The 13,905-nt window shown below is 73.9% G+C and carries 15 protein-coding genes; 12 read left to right on the forward strand and 3 right to left on the reverse strand.

Features of this window, described 5'->3' with window-relative positions; genetic code table 11:
* Positions 1-74 precede the first annotated feature (74 nt).
* Positions 75-1,250, forward strand: a complete 1,176-nt coding sequence (locus tag ACGF0J_RS27410) for a serine aminopeptidase domain-containing protein (RefSeq protein WP_393150093.1) — start codon at positions 75-77, stop codon at positions 1,248-1,250.
* Complete coding sequence (locus tag ACGF0J_RS27415; protein WP_393150095.1) at positions 1,237-2,181, forward strand: DNA polymerase domain-containing protein; 945 nt, start codon at positions 1,237-1,239, stop codon at positions 2,179-2,181. Before ACGF0J_RS27410 ends, ACGF0J_RS27415 begins: the two co-directional genes overlap by 14 nt.
* A gap of 49 nt (positions 2,182-2,230) precedes the next feature.
* Here the strand turns inward: ACGF0J_RS27415 and ACGF0J_RS27420 are convergent, their stop codons facing one another.
* A complete protein-coding gene (locus tag ACGF0J_RS27420; RefSeq protein ID WP_393150097.1) occupies positions 2,231-3,595 on the reverse strand; it encodes a sensor histidine kinase in 1,365 nt (454 codons plus the stop codon).
* 192 nt (positions 3,596-3,787) lie between these two features.
* On the opposite strand from ACGF0J_RS27420, the gene ACGF0J_RS27425 reads away from it, so the two are divergent.
* Positions 3,788-4,672, forward strand: coding sequence for a sensor histidine kinase (locus ACGF0J_RS27425; protein WP_393150099.1), 885 nt, complete (start codon positions 3,788-3,790; stop codon positions 4,670-4,672).
* 14 nt (positions 4,673-4,686) lie between these two features.
* On the opposite strand, the gene ACGF0J_RS27430 is transcribed toward ACGF0J_RS27425, so the two are convergent.
* Positions 4,687-6,510, reverse strand: coding sequence for an alkyl/aryl-sulfatase (locus tag ACGF0J_RS27430; RefSeq protein ID WP_393150101.1), 1,824 nt, complete (start codon positions 6,508-6,510; stop codon positions 4,687-4,689).
* Between the two features lie 131 nt (positions 6,511-6,641).
* Here ACGF0J_RS27430 and ACGF0J_RS27435 point away from each other — a divergent pair, with 131 nt between their 5' ends.
* The 6 genes from ACGF0J_RS27435 (at position 6,642) to ACGF0J_RS27460 (ending at position 11,628) form a co-directional block, all read left to right on the forward strand.
* Positions 6,642-7,280 carry an HAD family hydrolase gene (locus ACGF0J_RS27435; protein WP_393150103.1) on the forward strand — a complete coding sequence of 213 codons (639 nt, stop codon included), beginning with the start codon at positions 6,642-6,644 and terminating at the stop codon, positions 7,278-7,280.
* A complete protein-coding gene (locus tag ACGF0J_RS27440; RefSeq protein WP_393150105.1) occupies positions 7,277-7,750 on the forward strand; it encodes a GNAT family N-acetyltransferase in 474 nt (157 codons plus the stop codon). Before ACGF0J_RS27435 ends, ACGF0J_RS27440 begins: the two co-directional genes overlap by 4 nt.
* Positions 7,751-7,768: 18 nt before the next feature.
* Positions 7,769-8,707 (forward strand): ribose-phosphate diphosphokinase, encoded by a 939-nt coding sequence (locus tag ACGF0J_RS27445; protein ID WP_393150107.1) that lies wholly within the window; start codon positions 7,769-7,771, stop codon positions 8,705-8,707.
* Positions 8,708-8,747: 40 nt separating this feature from the next.
* Complete coding sequence (locus ACGF0J_RS27450; RefSeq protein WP_393150109.1) at positions 8,748-9,524, forward strand: SDR family NAD(P)-dependent oxidoreductase; 777 nt, start codon at positions 8,748-8,750, stop codon at positions 9,522-9,524.
* 90 nt (positions 9,525-9,614) lie between these two features.
* Positions 9,615-10,103, forward strand: a complete 489-nt coding sequence (locus tag ACGF0J_RS27455; RefSeq protein WP_393150111.1) for a MarR family winged helix-turn-helix transcriptional regulator — start codon at positions 9,615-9,617, stop codon at positions 10,101-10,103.
* Positions 10,104-10,173: 70 nt separating this feature from the next.
* Entirely contained in the window at positions 10,174-11,628 is a 1,455-nt protein-coding gene (locus ACGF0J_RS27460) for an MFS transporter (RefSeq protein WP_393150113.1), read from the forward strand.
* A gap of 26 nt (positions 11,629-11,654) precedes the next feature.
* Here the strand turns inward: ACGF0J_RS27460 and ACGF0J_RS27465 are convergent, their stop codons facing one another.
* On the reverse strand, positions 11,655-12,200 hold the full coding sequence (locus tag ACGF0J_RS27465) for a TetR/AcrR family transcriptional regulator (protein WP_393150115.1): 546 nt from the start codon (positions 12,198-12,200) through the stop codon (positions 11,655-11,657).
* Positions 12,201-12,275: 75 nt separating this feature from the next.
* Between ACGF0J_RS27465 and ACGF0J_RS27470 the strand changes: the two genes are divergently transcribed.
* From ACGF0J_RS27470 to ACGF0J_RS27480, 3 genes are read left to right on the forward strand one after another with little or no spacing between them, the layout of a single operon-like run.
* Entirely contained in the window at positions 12,276-12,902 is a 627-nt protein-coding gene (locus ACGF0J_RS27470) for an FMN-dependent NADH-azoreductase (protein WP_393150117.1), read from the forward strand.
* Positions 12,899-13,213, forward strand: a complete 315-nt coding sequence (locus tag ACGF0J_RS27475) for a DMT family transporter (RefSeq protein WP_393150119.1) — start codon at positions 12,899-12,901, stop codon at positions 13,211-13,213. The genes ACGF0J_RS27470 and ACGF0J_RS27475 overlap by 4 nt, the downstream gene beginning before the upstream one ends.
* A 19-nt stretch (positions 13,214-13,232) precedes the next feature.
* Entirely contained in the window at positions 13,233-13,868 is a 636-nt protein-coding gene (locus ACGF0J_RS27480) for a maleylpyruvate isomerase N-terminal domain-containing protein (protein ID WP_393150121.1), read from the forward strand.
* Positions 13,869-13,905 lie beyond the last annotated feature (37 nt).

The following is a 13,905-nucleotide window of genomic DNA, read 5'->3' on the forward strand; positions in this document are numbered from 1 at the left end:
GATGATCCTGGTGGTGCCACACCTAGGTTGAGCCGCGTCTGGGTGTCCCCGCGCGGAGCCCGCAGGATCGCCTCATGACACGATTCGACGGCAAGGTCGCGTTGATCACCGGAGCGACCGGCGGCATCGGCCCGGCCACGGCCCGGCGATCCGGCGACGAGGGCGCGCGCTCGACCGGCTCCTTCCTCGACTCCCCCGACGTCCTGCCGGGTTTCGCCGCCGGCACGCGCTCACGCGCCGTCTCGGCGGGACTCGACCCGCACCTGTACGACCTGGTGACCGGCTCGCTGGACACGCTGCGCGCCTGGCCGGAGGCGTTCGCCCGGACCGCGCGGGAACGGCGGGACGCCGCGCGGTCCGCCGAGGCGGCCGGCCACGTCAGGTCGGCCGGCGAGGGCTACCGCGACGCGGCCCTGTGGTTCCACTTCGCCACCGTCCTGCCGCACCCGGACCGCACCGGGCACGCCGCCGCCGCCGACTGCATGCGCCGCGCCCTCGCCCACCTCGACCCCACGGCCGAGCGGGTGTCCGGCGGCTCGTTCACCGGTGTGCTGCGCCGCCCCTCCGGCCCCGCCCGGCCGCCGCTGGTGCTCGTGGTGCCCGGCATGGACTCCGGCAAGGAGGAGTTCGTCTCGGTGGCCGACTGCCTGCTGGCCCGGGGCCTGGCCGTCCTCGCCCTCGACGGGCCGGGACAGGGCGAGCTGGCCCCCGGCACCGCGCCGCTCGCCGGCTACCACCGCGTGGTCAGCGAGGCGATCGACGTCGTGGGCGACCGCCCGGACCTCGACACGTCAGCGCTCGGGCTCGTCGCGCTCAGCCTGGGCGGCTTCTACGGCGCGCTGTCCCTCGCCCACGAGCCGCGGCTGCTGGCCGGCGTCACCGTCAGCGGCCCGTACGCGCTGACCTGGGACGAGCTGCCGCCGTTCGTCACCGCCACGCTCACCCTGCGCGCGGGGGACGAGGCCGCCGCCCGGGAGTTCGCCGGCCAGGTGGACCTGTCCGGCGTCGCGCCGCTCATCCGGCAGCCGCTGCTCGTCGTGGACGGCGAGCACGACGTCATCCCGGGCGTGGTCAACGGCGAGCCGCTGGCCCGGCAGGCCGTGCGGGGCGAGCATCTGATGGTGCCCGGCGGCGACCACCTCGCGGGCAACGCCCGGTGGGCGTGGCTGCCCCGGGCGGCCGACCGGCTCGCCGACCTGTTGTGTGACCGGGCGTCCGGCGGGCATGGTGGGGCAGGTGAGCGCCGATGAGACGCGTGACGGGGTCAAGCTGACCAACCTCGACGGGCCGCTGTTCGACGGGGCCGAGGCCACCAAACGCGACCTGGTCGACTACCTGGACGCCGTCCGCGACCGCATCCTGCCGGTCCTGCGCGACCGGGCCCTGTCCGTGATCCGCGTACGGCCCGGCCAGGCCCCCTTCATGCAGAAGAACCTGCCCGCCCACGCGCCGTCGTGGATCCGGCGGCTGCCGGTCTGGGCCGAGGCGTCGCAGCGGCAGGTGACGTACGCGCTGTGCGACGACCGGCGAACCCTGCTGTGGTTCGCCAACCAGCGGGCCGTCGAGTACCATCCCGCGCTGCTCCGGGACGGCCGGGCCACTCACCTGGTGCTCGATCTCGACCCGCCGGGCGACGGCGCGTTCGACCTCGCCGTGCGGGCGGCGCTGCTGGTGCGGCGGGCGCTGGACGACGCCGGGCTGGCCGGCGCGGTCAAGACCAGCGGCGCCAAGGGCGTGCACGTGTTCGTGCCCGTGGCCGAGGGGACGGCGATCGACGACCTGGCCGCCGCGACCCGCGCCCTGGCGGCCCGCGCCGAGCGGGTGGACCCGGCGCTGGCGACCACGGCGTTCATTCGGGAGGACCGGCAGGGCAAGGTGTTCATCGACTCGACGAGGGCCGGCGGGGCGACCGTGGTGGCCGCCTACAGCCCGCGTGTCCGGCCCGGCGCGCCGGTGTCGTTCCCGGTGGCGTGGGAGGACCTCGACCGGGTGTCGCCGGCCGACTTCACCCTGCGCACCGTGCCGAACCTGCTGGGCGGCGGCGATCCCTGGGCCGCCCTGCTGCCGGACCCGCGGCCGCTGCCCGCCGACCTGGTGGCGGAGGGCCACACGATCCCGGTGGCCCGCGTCCAGGCCATGCACGAGGGCAAGCGCCGCGCCCGCGCCCGCCGCGCCCGGTGAGCTTCCCGGCACGGCGGCCACCGCGCCGCCCGTGCCGGGCCGGTGAACCTCAGCCCGCGTACAGGGGCAGGCGCACCGCGAAACAGGAGCCCGGACGGCGGTCGGTGAGGACGAGACCGCCGCCGTGGGCCACGGCGATCTCCCTCGACAGGGGCAGGCCCAGGCCGGTGCCGCCCCGGTCCAGGGCGCGGGCGGCCGCCAACCGGGTGAACCGCTCGAAGATCCGCTCCCGGTCCTCCGGCGCGATGCCGGGGCCGTCGTCGGTGACGGTGACGACGACCTCGCCCCCGTCCTCCCCCACGACCACCTCGACCCGGCCGGCCGCGTGCCGGGTGGCGTTGTCCAGCAGGTTCGTCAGCAGGCGGTCGAGCTGCACCGCCGAGCCGAGGACCGGCGCGGGACGGCAGGGCGCCGCGACCACCGCGACACGGCCGCCCGCACGGCGCCGTACCTGCTCCCCGACGAGCCGGCACACGTCGACGACGACGCGTTCGGGCGTGACGCCCGCGTCGAGCCGGGCGAGCATGAGCAGCTCGTCGATGATGCCCGTGAGCCGCTCGGCGGACTCCAGCGCGCCGGCCCCGGTGACAGTCCAGTCGGTCTCGTCCGGGTACGTGGTGGCGAACTCCAGTCGCGTCCGCAGCCCCGTGATGGGACTGCGGAGCTCGTGCGAGGCGTCGGCGACGAAGCGGCGCTGGGTCTCGGCCGAACGTTCGAGCCGGTCGAGGGTGGCGTTGGTGGTCCTGGCCAGGCGAGTGATCTCGTCACCGGTGTCCGGTACGGGAACCCGGCGGCTCAGGTCCTTGCCGGTGATCTCGGTCAGCTCGGACCGGATGCGCTCGACCGGACGCAGCGCCGAGCCCACGATCAGCCAGGTGATGCCGGCCACCCCGGCCAGCATCAGCGGCGTGCCAAGGAAGACCAGCGCGTACAGCGCGGCCAGGGAGGCGTTCACCCGGTTCAGCGACGCGGCGCCGTAGACGGTGACCGGCCCGTCCGGCGTGCGCACCCGCATGGCCACGACCATGCAGTGGTGGTGTTCGCGGTCGCCGGCGCGGTGCAGGACGTGCTCGGTGACGTGGGCGACCCCGGGGCGCGCCGGCCGGATGGCGGCGAGGTGGGGCTCGCCCGGCCGGCCGGGCGTGGCGGCGATCACGTCGCCGCCGGGGGACACCACCTGGAGGAGCTGGAGGCTGGAGGGGGTCTGCAGGTGCGCGGGGAGCTGCCCGGCGCGGGCCTGCTCGGCCACCTGTCCGACGGCCACCTCCAGGCCGGTCCGCACCACGTCGCGCAGGCTGCCGGGCACGGTGGCGAGGGCGACGGAGGAGGTCGTGGTGAAGGCCACCGCCGCGACCAGGGTCGCGACCGTGGTGAGACGTGCCCGGATCGAGCGAGGAAAGATTCGTTCCACCATGAAAACCCCCGTGTCCCTTTCCGTAACCGTTGCCCGGAGGGGTTGCACCGGCTGCGGTTTTTTGCGGCGGACCGGGTGAGGGTTGGGCGTTTGTTGGCGATGGCGGAGCGAGCGCCGCCACGCCGCTGACCCCAGGCGCGCGGCCGGCTTCTCCTGACCCGCGGACCTGCGGATACTACGCTTGGTAAGCGTATGAACGCGTGGTTCGGGGTGAGGCGTGAGAGGGTGCCGTGGGGGGTCCACGGCACGTTCGCGCTGCTGCTCGTGCTCGCCGTGGCCGGAGCAGCGGGTGAGGGTCGCGTCCTGGCCGGTGTGGGCGGGCTGCTGCTGGGCGTCATCTACGCCGCCGGGGTCGTGCCGTTCGGGGCCGGGAGCGGCCCGGTGTGGGCGGGGCTGGCCGCCGTGACGCTCGGCTGGGGGATGCTGGCGACGACCTCGGCCTGGTACGTGCTGCCGGCGGTGCCGCTGGTGTTCGCGTGGATGCGGCTGGTCCCGCTGTGGGCGGCGGTGTTCGGGGTGACGTTGCTGGGCTGCGCGTCCGTCCTGGCGGTGAGCCGGCAGGCGGGCGGGGTGTCGGCGCCCGCCGTGTTCGGGCCGCTGGCCGTCACGGCGCTGGTGGCGCTGGCCGGGGCCGCCTGGCGGGGCGAGGAGCAGGCGTACGAGCCCGAGGCGGCCGCCCGGCGGCCGGCGGTGCGCAGGTCGTCGCTGGTCTCGGCGGTGCGCCGGCTCAGCGAGGCGACGGCGGCCCGTGCCCGGATCCCGGTGCGGTTCGGCGTGTCCGGCACTCCCGCCGAGCTGCCGCCCGCCCACGACATGGTGCTGCTGCGGGTCGCGCGCGGCGCGCTGGGCAACGTCGGCAGGCACTCCGGCGCCCGGAACGCCGGGGTGACGCTGACCTACCTCGACGGCCTGATCATGCTGAACGTGTCCGACGACGGCCGCGGCTTCGACCCGTACACGACTACCGGGCGGGACCTGCGCGACCTGCGCGAGCGGGTGGAGGCGCTGGGCGGCACGCTGACCGTGCGGTCCGCGCCGGGCGGCGGCACGGCCGTGGTGGCGGGCCTGCCCCGCTGACCGGCCCGGGCCGGTCAGGGGGTGACGATGGGGAAGTCCGGCCTCGGGTCATCCAGCACGGCCACCAGCCGCTGCAGCGCCCCGATGCTCCCCTCGCGTTCCACGCCCTCCACGCCCCGGCCCGCCAGCAGGCCGATGAGCTGCGCCTTGGTCAGCCTCAGGGTCAGGTCCACCGGCTCGTCGGGCGGGTCCACCTGGTGGACGAACACCCCGTTCGACAGTGTCGTCCGGTGGCGCTCCCCCAGGTCGGTCAGGTGCCAGTCGATGGACACGGTCTCGTTCCAGGCCCTGGGCCCGTGCACGCGGATGGCGATCGAGTCGAAGATCTGGTCCACGCGGAGCGCCTGCGCCAGGTCGGGGCAGGCGGTCGCGGTGATGGCGGGCACGATGCCGTCGGCCAGTTCCCGGGCGCCCGTCAGGTAGGAGTTGCGCCAGGTGCCGTTCTCGGCGCCGTGCCCGAGCCGGGTGTAGACCTCGGCGAGCAGGTCGCGCGCCGCCTTGTTGCCCTCGTCGGCGAAGACGGCGTGGTTGAGCAGTTGCGCGGCGAAGCGCAGGTCGCCGTCGCCGATGTAGCCCTTCGCCAGGGTCACCACGGCGGCCCCGCCGCCCAGGCAGTCCACGTAGCGGATGGCGCTCCCGCGCGGCGGATGCTCCCACAGGTGGGCCGGGTTGCCGTCGAACCAGCCCAGGTAGCGCTGGTACACGGCTTTGACGTTGTGGCTGAGCGAGCCGTGGAAGCCGCGGGCGTGCCAGGCGCGTTCCAGCCGGGGCGGCAACCGCAGGGTCTCGGCGATCTCGGGGCCGGTCAGGCCCTTGTTCATCAGGCGCACCGTCTGGTCGTGCAGGTAGGCGTACAGGTCGCGCTGCTGGGCCAGGAAGCGGGTGACGGTGTCCGCACCCCAGGTGGGCCAGTGGTGGGAGGCGAAGGCGACGTCGGCACGCCCGGCGAACAGGGAGATCGTCTCGGTGAGGTGGCGTGCCCACGCGCGGGCGTCGCGGACGGCGGAGCCGCGCAGCGGCAGCAGGGTGTGCTGGTTGTGGGTGGCGTTCTCGGCGAGGCAGAGGGCGCGGTGGGCGGGGAGCAGGAAGTTCATCTCGGCCGGAGCTTCGGCGCCGGGGGTGAGCTGGAAGACGATCCGCACCCCGTCCACGACCTCCTCCTGACCGGTACGGGCCACGCCGAGCGTGGGCGGCAGGAGTGACACGGTGCCGGTCGAGGTGGTCATGCCGAGGCCGGCGCCGATCTGGCCGCACGGTGAGCGGTCGAGGGTCTGGCCGTACATGTAGACGGAGCGGCGGGTGACCGCGGGGCCCGCGTAGACCTGCTCGGCGACGGCGTGCTCCATGAACCCGGCGGGGGCGAGGATCGGCACGCCGCCGCCGGTGACGCCGCGCACGCCGCCGAAGTGGTCCACGTGGGCGTGGGTGTAGACCACTCCGGTGACGGGCCGGTCGCCGCGGTGTTCCCGGTACAGGCCGAGCGCCGCCGCCGCGCACTCGACGGACAGGAGCGGGTCGACGACGACGACACCGGTGTCGCCCTCGATGATCGTCATGTTCGACAGGTCGAGCCCGCGCACCTGGTAGACGCCGCCGGTCACCTCGTACAGTCCCTGCCTGGCGCACAGCCGTCCCTGCCGCCACAGTCCGGGATGCGCGGTCCCGGGGCACTCCTCCTCCAGGAACGCGTAGGCGTCGTGGTCCCAGACGACCCTGCCGTCGGCGGCGGTGACCACGGCCGGGGTGAGCCGGGCGATGAATCCGCGGTCGGCGTCCGCGAAGTCGTCGTGGTCGTTCGGCTGGTCCTGGAGCGGAAGGTCGGCCATGCTCACCTGCATGCCCGGCCGACGGTACGGCCAGAGTCAAAACCCCGCCTCTTTATCCGGCAATCCACACAAACACCCCCACGGCTGGTGGGGGGGGCGGGTGTGATTGGCTGGACGTTCGGCTGATCGTCTGGAGGTTCGCGGTGGGAGCGTGGGTGTTCGACCTCGACGGCGTGATCGTCGACTCCGAGCCGGTCTGGGAGGAGGTACGGCGCGCGTTCGTCGCCGAGCACGGCGGCACGTGGCAGCCCGACACCCAGTCCAGGCTCATGGGCATGAGCACCCCCGAGTGGGCCGCCTACCTGCACGAGCTCGGCGTCACGCTGCCACCCGGCGAGATCGCCCGCCAGGTGGTCGCCCGGATGGCCGAGCGCTACCGCGAGCACGTCCCGCTGATGCCGCACGCCCGGGACGCGGTCCTGCGGCTGGCCGGCCGCCACACCCTCGGCCTGGCCAGCTCGTCACCCCGGGCCCTGATCGACGTGGTGCTCGACGCGGCCGGGCTGGAGTCCTGCTTCGCCGCGACGGTGTCCACCGAGGAGGTCGCCCGCGGCAAGCCCGCCCCCGACGGCTACCTCGAAGCGGCCGCCCGGCTCGGGGTCGATCCGCGCACGTGCGTCGCGGTGGAGGACTCCAGCAACGGGCTGCGCTCGGCGCACGCGGCGGGCATGCGGGTGGTGGCCGTCCCGCACCCGCGCTACCCGCCGGCGCCCGACGCGCTCTCCCTGGCCTGGCTCGTCGTGCCCGACCTGGCCGAGCTGCCCGAGGAGCCCCGGCCGTGACCCCGATCCGGCCCCGTACCGACGCCGACCTCGACGCGTGCGTGAAGGCGCTGTTCGAGGTGCACGCCGCCGACCGCTACCCCGTCGACTGGCCCGCCGACCCTGCGCGCTGGCTGACGCCGGCCGACCTCGTGCGGGCCTGGGTGGCGGTCGAGGACGGCCGGGTCACGGGTCACGTGGGGCTGGCGCGGGTCGAGCCGGAGGTCGCCGAGCTGGTCGGCGCGCCCGTCGCCGGCGCCGTGACACGGCTGTTCGTGGCGCCCGGCGCGCGGGGCGGCGGGCTCGCGGCCAGGCTGCTCGACGTCGTGCTGGCGCAGGCGGCCCCGCTGGCGCTGGAGGTGTCTGACGAGGGCCGGGCCGCCATCGCGTCCTACGAACGACACGGCTGGCGGCGCGTGGGCAGCACCCGCGCCGCGTGGCTCAACGCGGCCGGCGAGCCGGCCCTGCTGCACCACTACCTGAGCCCGTAGAGCTATCCTCTGGGAAACGTGCGTGACATCACGGTTTTCAGCGGAAGCGCCCACCCCGAGCTTGCCGAGGAGATCTGCGCCCACCTGGGGACGCCGCTCCACCCCGTCCGGATCAACCGGTTCGCCAACGACGTCCTGGAAGTCCAGCTCCAGGCCAACTGCCGCGAACGCGACGTCTTCCTCATCCAGCCTCTGGTCCCGCCGGTCCAGGAACACCTGGTCGAGCTGCTGCTCATGCTCGACGCGGCGCGTGGCGCGTCCGCGGCCCGCACGACCGTCGTCCTCCCCCACTACGCCTACGCCCGTTCGGACAAGAAGGACGCGCCGCGCATCTCGATCGGGGCGCGGCTGGTGGCCGACCTGATGGTGGCGGCGGGCGCCAGCAGGGTGCTGGCGATGACGCTCCACTCGCCGCAGGTGCACGGCTTCTTCAGCGTCCCCGTCGACCATCTGCACGCCCTGCGCGAGCTGGCCGGCCACTTCCGCCGGTACGACCTGTCGAACACCGTCGTCGTCTCCCCCGACCTGGGCAACGCCAAGGAGGCCGCGGCCTTCGCCCGGCTGCTCGGCACCGAGGTGGCGATGGGCGCCAAGCAGCGCTTCAGCGACGACCGGGTGGTGATCAGCTCGGTGATCGGCGACGTGGCCGGCAAGGACGTGATCATCCTCGACGACGAGATCGCCAAGGGCAGCACGGTCATCGAGCTGCTCGACCGGCTGCGCGAGCGCGGCGTCAACTCGGTGCGCGTCGCCTGCACGCACGGCCTGTTCGCGAGCGACGCGATCGAACGGCTCGGCGCGCTGCCCGAGGTGGCGGAGATCGTCTGCACCAACACGGTCCCGCCGCCCAAGCCGAGCGACAAGCTCACCGTCCTGTCGATCGCTCCGGCCCTGGCCGAGGCCATGCGCCGCATCCACGACGGCGAGTCGGTGAGCGCCCTGTTCACCACCCCCTGACGAATTTGCCGGACCCTCGCCCGTTTGCCATGATCGGCCGATGGCCGACACGAGACTCAGGGGCAAGGTCGTGCTCGTCACCGGAGGCGGCGCGGGCATCGGCGCGGCGATCTGCCGGGCCTTCGCCGCCGAGGGGGCTCGGGTGGCCGTGCACGGCGTCGCCGAGATCCCGCCGCCTCCGGGCGTGAGGTGGGAGCATGTCACGCCCCCGCCGGACCGGGTCGAGGCGCTCGCCGCCGAGCTGGGCGACGCCGTCGCCGTACGGGCCGACCTGCGCGAGTCGGACGCGCCGCCGCGGCTGTTCGGCGAGGTCGAGAGCCGGCTCGGCCCGGTGGACGTCCTGGTGAACAACGCCGCGCACTGCGAGAGCCCCGACACGATCGACACGGTCACCGCATCGGCGTTGCGGCGCGCGTACCAGGTGAACGCGATCGCCCCCGCCCTGCTGATCGCCGAGCTCGTCCGGCGGCGGCCGGCCGGCGGCACCCCCTGCGTGGTGAACGTCTCGACCGACGCCGCCCGCGCGTTCCCCGGCCAGATCGGTTACGGAACGTCCAAGGCGGCGCTGGACGCCCTGACCCGGGCGGCCGCGCTCGACCTGGCGGCCATGGGCGTCCGGGTGAACGCGGTGGCCCCCGGACCGGTGCAGACCGGGTGGATGGACGCCGCCATGGAGGAGCGGGTCCGCTCGATCGTGCCCATGGGGCGGGCGGGCGAGCCGGAGGACGTCGCCGACGCGGTGGTGTTCCTCGCCTCGCACCAGGCGCGCTGGATCACCGGCCAGGTGTTGCAGGTGGCCGGGGGCCACGCGCTCTGACCGGCACGGTCGGGGGGGTCGTCAGGGGTCCGTGCCAGGTCGTCTTTTCGCGGATAATCCGCTGCGGGACCGCTTGGGTAGGCTGTCGGCATGACGGCGATGGCTCCGACACGCACCGAGACGGATCTCTCCTTCCTGCTCGACCACACCAGCCACGTGCTGCGCACCCAGATGACGGCCGCGCTCGCCGAGATCGGCCTGACGCCGCGCATGCACTGCGTGCTGGTCCACGCCCTGGAGGGGGAACGCACCCAGATCCAGCTCGCCGAGCTGGGTGACATGGACAAGACCACGATGGTCGTGACCGTGGACGCGCTGGAGAAGGCCGGGTTCGCCGAGCGCCGCCCGTCCAGCACGGACCGGCGCGCCCGGATCATCGCGGTCACGGAGGCGGGCGCGGCCGTCGCCCGGCGCAGCCAGGAGATCGTGGACGGCGTGCACCGGGCGAGCCTCGGCGCGCTGCCCGACGACGAGCGCGAGGTCCTGGTCCGCGCCCTGAACCGGCTGGCCACCGGCCATCTCGCCACCCCCGCCGAGACGACCCAGCAGGCGCGCCGGCCGCGAGAACGCGGAAAGTAGATCCGAAGAGGATCGTCTATTACAAAACAATCTGCTACGGTCTTCCTTGTCACCTGAGACGGGAGAGACCATGTCGTACGCGCACACCTCGCGCTGGACCGCACTGGGCGTGCTGTCCGCGGCGGGACTGATGACGATCCTCGACGGCAGCATCGTGACGGTCGCGATGCCCGCCATCCAGCAGGACCTGGGCTTCTCGCCCGCGGAGCTGAGCTGGATCGTCAACGCCTACCTGATCCCCTTCGGCGGGCTGCTGCTCCTGGCGGGGAGGCTGGGCGACCTGATCGGGCGGCGGACGATCTTCCTGGCCGGCATTGTGATCTTCACGCTCGCCTCCCTGCTGGCGGGCGCGGCGACCGGCCCCGGCCTGCTCATCGCCGCCCGGTTCCTGCAGGGCGTCGGCAGCGCCCTGGCCTCCGCCGTCGTGCTGGGCATCCTCGTGACCCTGTTCACCGACCCCGCCGAGCGGGGCAAGGCGATCGCCGTCTTCAGTTTCACCGGCGCGACAGGCGCCTCGATCGGCCAGGTCCTGGGCGGTGTGCTCACCGACGCCCTGAGCTGGCCGTGGATCTTCTTCATCAACGCGCCGATCGGGGTCGTCACCGTCGCGCTGGCGCTGCGGGCGCTGCCCGCCGACCGCGGCAGGGGCCTGGCCGCCGGCGCGGACGTGACCGGGGCCGTCCTGGTGACCGCCGGGCTGATGCTGGGCATCTACACGGTGGTCAAGGTAGAGGAGTACGGCTGGGCGGCCGGGCACACGCTCGGTCTCGGCGCGGTGTCGCTGGCCCTGCTGGCCGCGTTCGTGGTGCGGCAGGCGACGGCCAAGGCGCCGCTCATGCCGCTGCGGATCCTGCGCTCCCGCAACGTGGCCGGCGCGAACCTCGCCCAGATGCTGTCCCTGTCGGGCATGTTCGCCTTCCAGATCCTCGTCGCCCTCTACATGCAGCGGGTCCTGGGCTACGGCGCCCTGGAGACCGGCCTGGCGATGCTGCCGGCCGCGGTGGGCATCGGCTCGATCTCCCTGTTCGCCTCGGCGCGGCTCAGCGCCCGGTTCGGCGCCCGCACCGTCCTGGTGGCCGGCCTGGCGCTGCTGCTCGCCGCGATGCTCCTGCTCACCCGCATCCCGGTGGACGCCGACTACGTCACCCACCTGCTGCCGGCGATGGTACTGATCTCGGGCGGCGGCCTGGTCCTGCCGGGGCTGGCCACGCTGGGCATGTCCGGCGCACGGGAGAGCGACGCGGGTCTGGCCTCCGGGCTGTTCAACACGACCCAGCAGGTCGGCATGGCCATCGGGGTGGCGGTGCTGTCCACGATGGCCGCCTCGCGCACCGGGGAGCTGCTGGCCGCCGGAGCCGGTCAGGCGGCCGCGCTGACCGGCGGGTACCGGCTGGCGTTCGCCATCTCCGCCGGGCTGCTGCTCGCCGCGTTCGCCGTGGCGCTTCTCGTCCTGCGCCGACCCGCCCCCGCCACCGGCGGGCCCGACTCGGCAACGAAGCCGCTGGAAGCCACCACAGCCCTGTGAGACCCACGCCCTCCCCGGCGCGCCCGTCACAGGCAGCGGGTGAGCCGGGTGAGCGCCTCGGTGATCTGGGCGGGGGTGAGACCGAGGTCGGCACGCTGGTAGCCGTACACCTCGGGGGCGAGCGGGGCGAGCAGGGCGTCGACGAGCGCGTCCGGCGCGGGGGTCCGGGCCGCGACGAGCAGCGAGCGGACGTGCGCCCGCCAGAACCCGTACGCCCCCGTCTCGAACCGTGTCCGGCCCACCTCGCTGCCGAGCACCAGGTGGACGTGGTCCTCCAGGAGCCGCACCATGGCGGCGTAGAAGGCCGAAAGGCGATCGGCCGGCGGCGCGCCCGGCCCGAGCGGCGGCTCGCCCCGCAGGAGCTCCTCCTGCAGGGCCCGTTCGTGCTCGTCGAGCAGGGCCACGGCGATCGACGCGCGGTCCGGGTAGCGCCGGTAGAGCGTGCCCCGGCCCACTCCGGCCGCCTTGGCGATCTCATCCATGGTCACCTCCTGCGGCGGCCGGGCGGCGAACAGGGCGGCGGCGGCCTCCAGGATCCTGGCGCGGTTGCGCGCGGCATCGGCTCTCTCCATGCCCACAGTGTATGTGGACACGTTGTCCGGATATGGTTAAATGGACAACGTGTCCGTTTAGTGATCGGAGTCACCATGTTGCTGCACCTGGACGCCAGTGCCCGTCGCGCCTCCTTCTCCCGCGAGCTGTCGCGGCGCTACGCGGAGACCTGGCGAGCCGCCCACCCCGGCGCGGGGTACGTCTACCGCGATCTGGCCGCCGACCCCGTACCGCACATCGGCGAGGCGTGGACCGAGCTGTGCGACTACGTGCTGGAGCACCAGGTCACCGACATCGCCCGCTACAAGGAGGCGGTGCGCACCCCCGCCCAGCAGGACGCGTGGGCGATCGTGGAGCCGCTGCTCGACGAGGTGGTGGCGGCCGACGTGATCCTCATCGGCACGCCGATGTACAACTTCTCCATCCCCTCGTCGCTCAAGGCGTGGATCGACCAGATCACCTTCCCCAAGATGTCGCTCGCCGGCCGCTCGTTCGTGGTGACCGGCGCCCGCGGCGGCGCGTACGGCCCCGGCACCCCGCGCGAGCCGGTGGACCACGAGGAGCGCTACCTGCGCGACTTCTTCAAGGGGCACTTCGCGGTCGAGGACGTGACGTTCGTGCACGCCGAGCTGGTCAACGCCCGCCTCGATCCCGCGCTGGCACACCTGCGCGGCGCGCACGAGGAGTCGCTGGCCGCCGCGCGGGAGGCGGTGTCGCGATGAGCTGGCTGGTCCTGGTGCTGGCGGGCCTGGTGGAGGTGGCCTGGGCGCAGAGCATCAAACCGACGCAGAACTTCACCAGACCGCTCCCCACCCTGATCTGCCTCGTCCTGATGGCCGCGGCCGTGTGGCTGCTGTCGCAGGCGATGAACACGCTGCCGGTCGGCACGGCGTACGCCGTCTTCACCGGGATCGGCGCGGCGGGGGCGATCGCGCTCGGCATCGTGCTGCACGACGACCCCGTGTCCGTCGGCCGGATGGCCGCGCTGGCCCTGATCGTCGGAGGGATAGTGTTGGCCCGAGTCACCACCTAGCCAGGAGGAGAGGGCGGTCATGGGGGACATCAGGCAGGCCTACCTGACGGCGGCGGAGTCGGCCGTGACACTGCTGCGCGACCCCGCGGTGGCCGCGGCCTGGGACAAGCCGAGCGCGCTGACCGAGTTCAGCGTCGCGGGCCTGGCCGGCCACCTGGCGCACCAGCTCGTCCGGGTGGGCGACGCGCTCGGCTCCGACGCGACGGGCGAGCCGGTGCCCCTGCTCGACCACTACACGATGTCGCCGTGGGTGCAGGCGGGCCTCGACCACGAGAGCAACGTCGGCATCCGGCGCGCCGGCGAGACCTCGGCGGCCGACGGGGCCGCCACGCTGGCCACCCGGACGGCCGATCTGCTGGAGCGCCAGCGGGTCGCGCTGCCCGCCGAGCCCGCCGGCAGGGTCGTGCACCTTGCCTGGTCGGGCTGGTCGCTGCGACTGGACGACTTCCTGCTCACCCGGGTGATGGAGCTGGTCGTGCATTCCGACGACCTGGCCGCGAGCGTGGGCGTGGACACGCCGGAGCTGCCCGCCACGGTCATCGACCCGGTGGTCGAGCTGCTGGCGCGCCTGGCCGTGCACCGCCACGGCGCGACGGCGGTGATCCGCGCGCTGAGCCGGACGGAGCGGGCCCCGGCCACGATCAGCGCCTTCTGAGGACCGGATCAGCACCCTCCGAGGGCCGGGCGGCGAG

It is taken from the genome of Nonomuraea sp. NPDC047897, from assembly GCF_043204415.1.
In the GTDB taxonomy this organism is placed as follows: domain Bacteria; phylum Actinomycetota; class Actinomycetes; order Streptosporangiales; family Streptosporangiaceae; genus Nonomuraea.

What these genes read in the sequence shown, in the direction of transcription:
- ACGF0J_RS27410 (WP_393150093.1), top strand. Translation starts at nt 75, where the DNA reads ATGACACGATTCGACGGCAAGGTCGCGTTGATCACCGGAGCGACCGGC.
- ACGF0J_RS27425 (WP_393150099.1), top strand. Translation starts at nt 3,788, where the DNA reads ATGAACGCGTGGTTCGGGGTGAGGCGTGAGAGGGTGCCGTGGGGGGTC.
- ACGF0J_RS27455 (WP_393150111.1), top strand. Translation starts at nt 9,615, where the DNA reads ATGACGGCGATGGCTCCGACACGCACCGAGACGGATCTCTCCTTCCTG.
- ACGF0J_RS27420 (WP_393150097.1), bottom strand. Translation starts at nt 3,595, where the DNA reads ATGGTGGAACGAATCTTTCCTCGCTCGATCCGGGCACGTCTCACCACG.
- ACGF0J_RS27480 (WP_393150121.1), top strand. Translation starts at nt 13,233, where the DNA reads ATGGGGGACATCAGGCAGGCCTACCTGACGGCGGCGGAGTCGGCCGTG.
- ACGF0J_RS27465 (WP_393150115.1), bottom strand. Translation starts at nt 12,200, where the DNA reads ATGGAGAGAGCCGATGCCGCGCGCAACCGCGCCAGGATCCTGGAGGCC.
- ACGF0J_RS27450 (WP_393150109.1), top strand. Translation starts at nt 8,748, where the DNA reads ATGGCCGACACGAGACTCAGGGGCAAGGTCGTGCTCGTCACCGGAGGC.
- ACGF0J_RS27475 (WP_393150119.1), top strand. Translation starts at nt 12,899, where the DNA reads ATGAGCTGGCTGGTCCTGGTGCTGGCGGGCCTGGTGGAGGTGGCCTGG.
- ACGF0J_RS27470 (WP_393150117.1), top strand. Translation starts at nt 12,276, where the DNA reads ATGTTGCTGCACCTGGACGCCAGTGCCCGTCGCGCCTCCTTCTCCCGC.
- ACGF0J_RS27430 (WP_393150101.1), bottom strand. Translation starts at nt 6,510, where the DNA reads ATGCAGGTGAGCATGGCCGACCTTCCGCTCCAGGACCAGCCGAACGAC.
- ACGF0J_RS27460 (WP_393150113.1), top strand. Translation starts at nt 10,174, where the DNA reads ATGTCGTACGCGCACACCTCGCGCTGGACCGCACTGGGCGTGCTGTCC.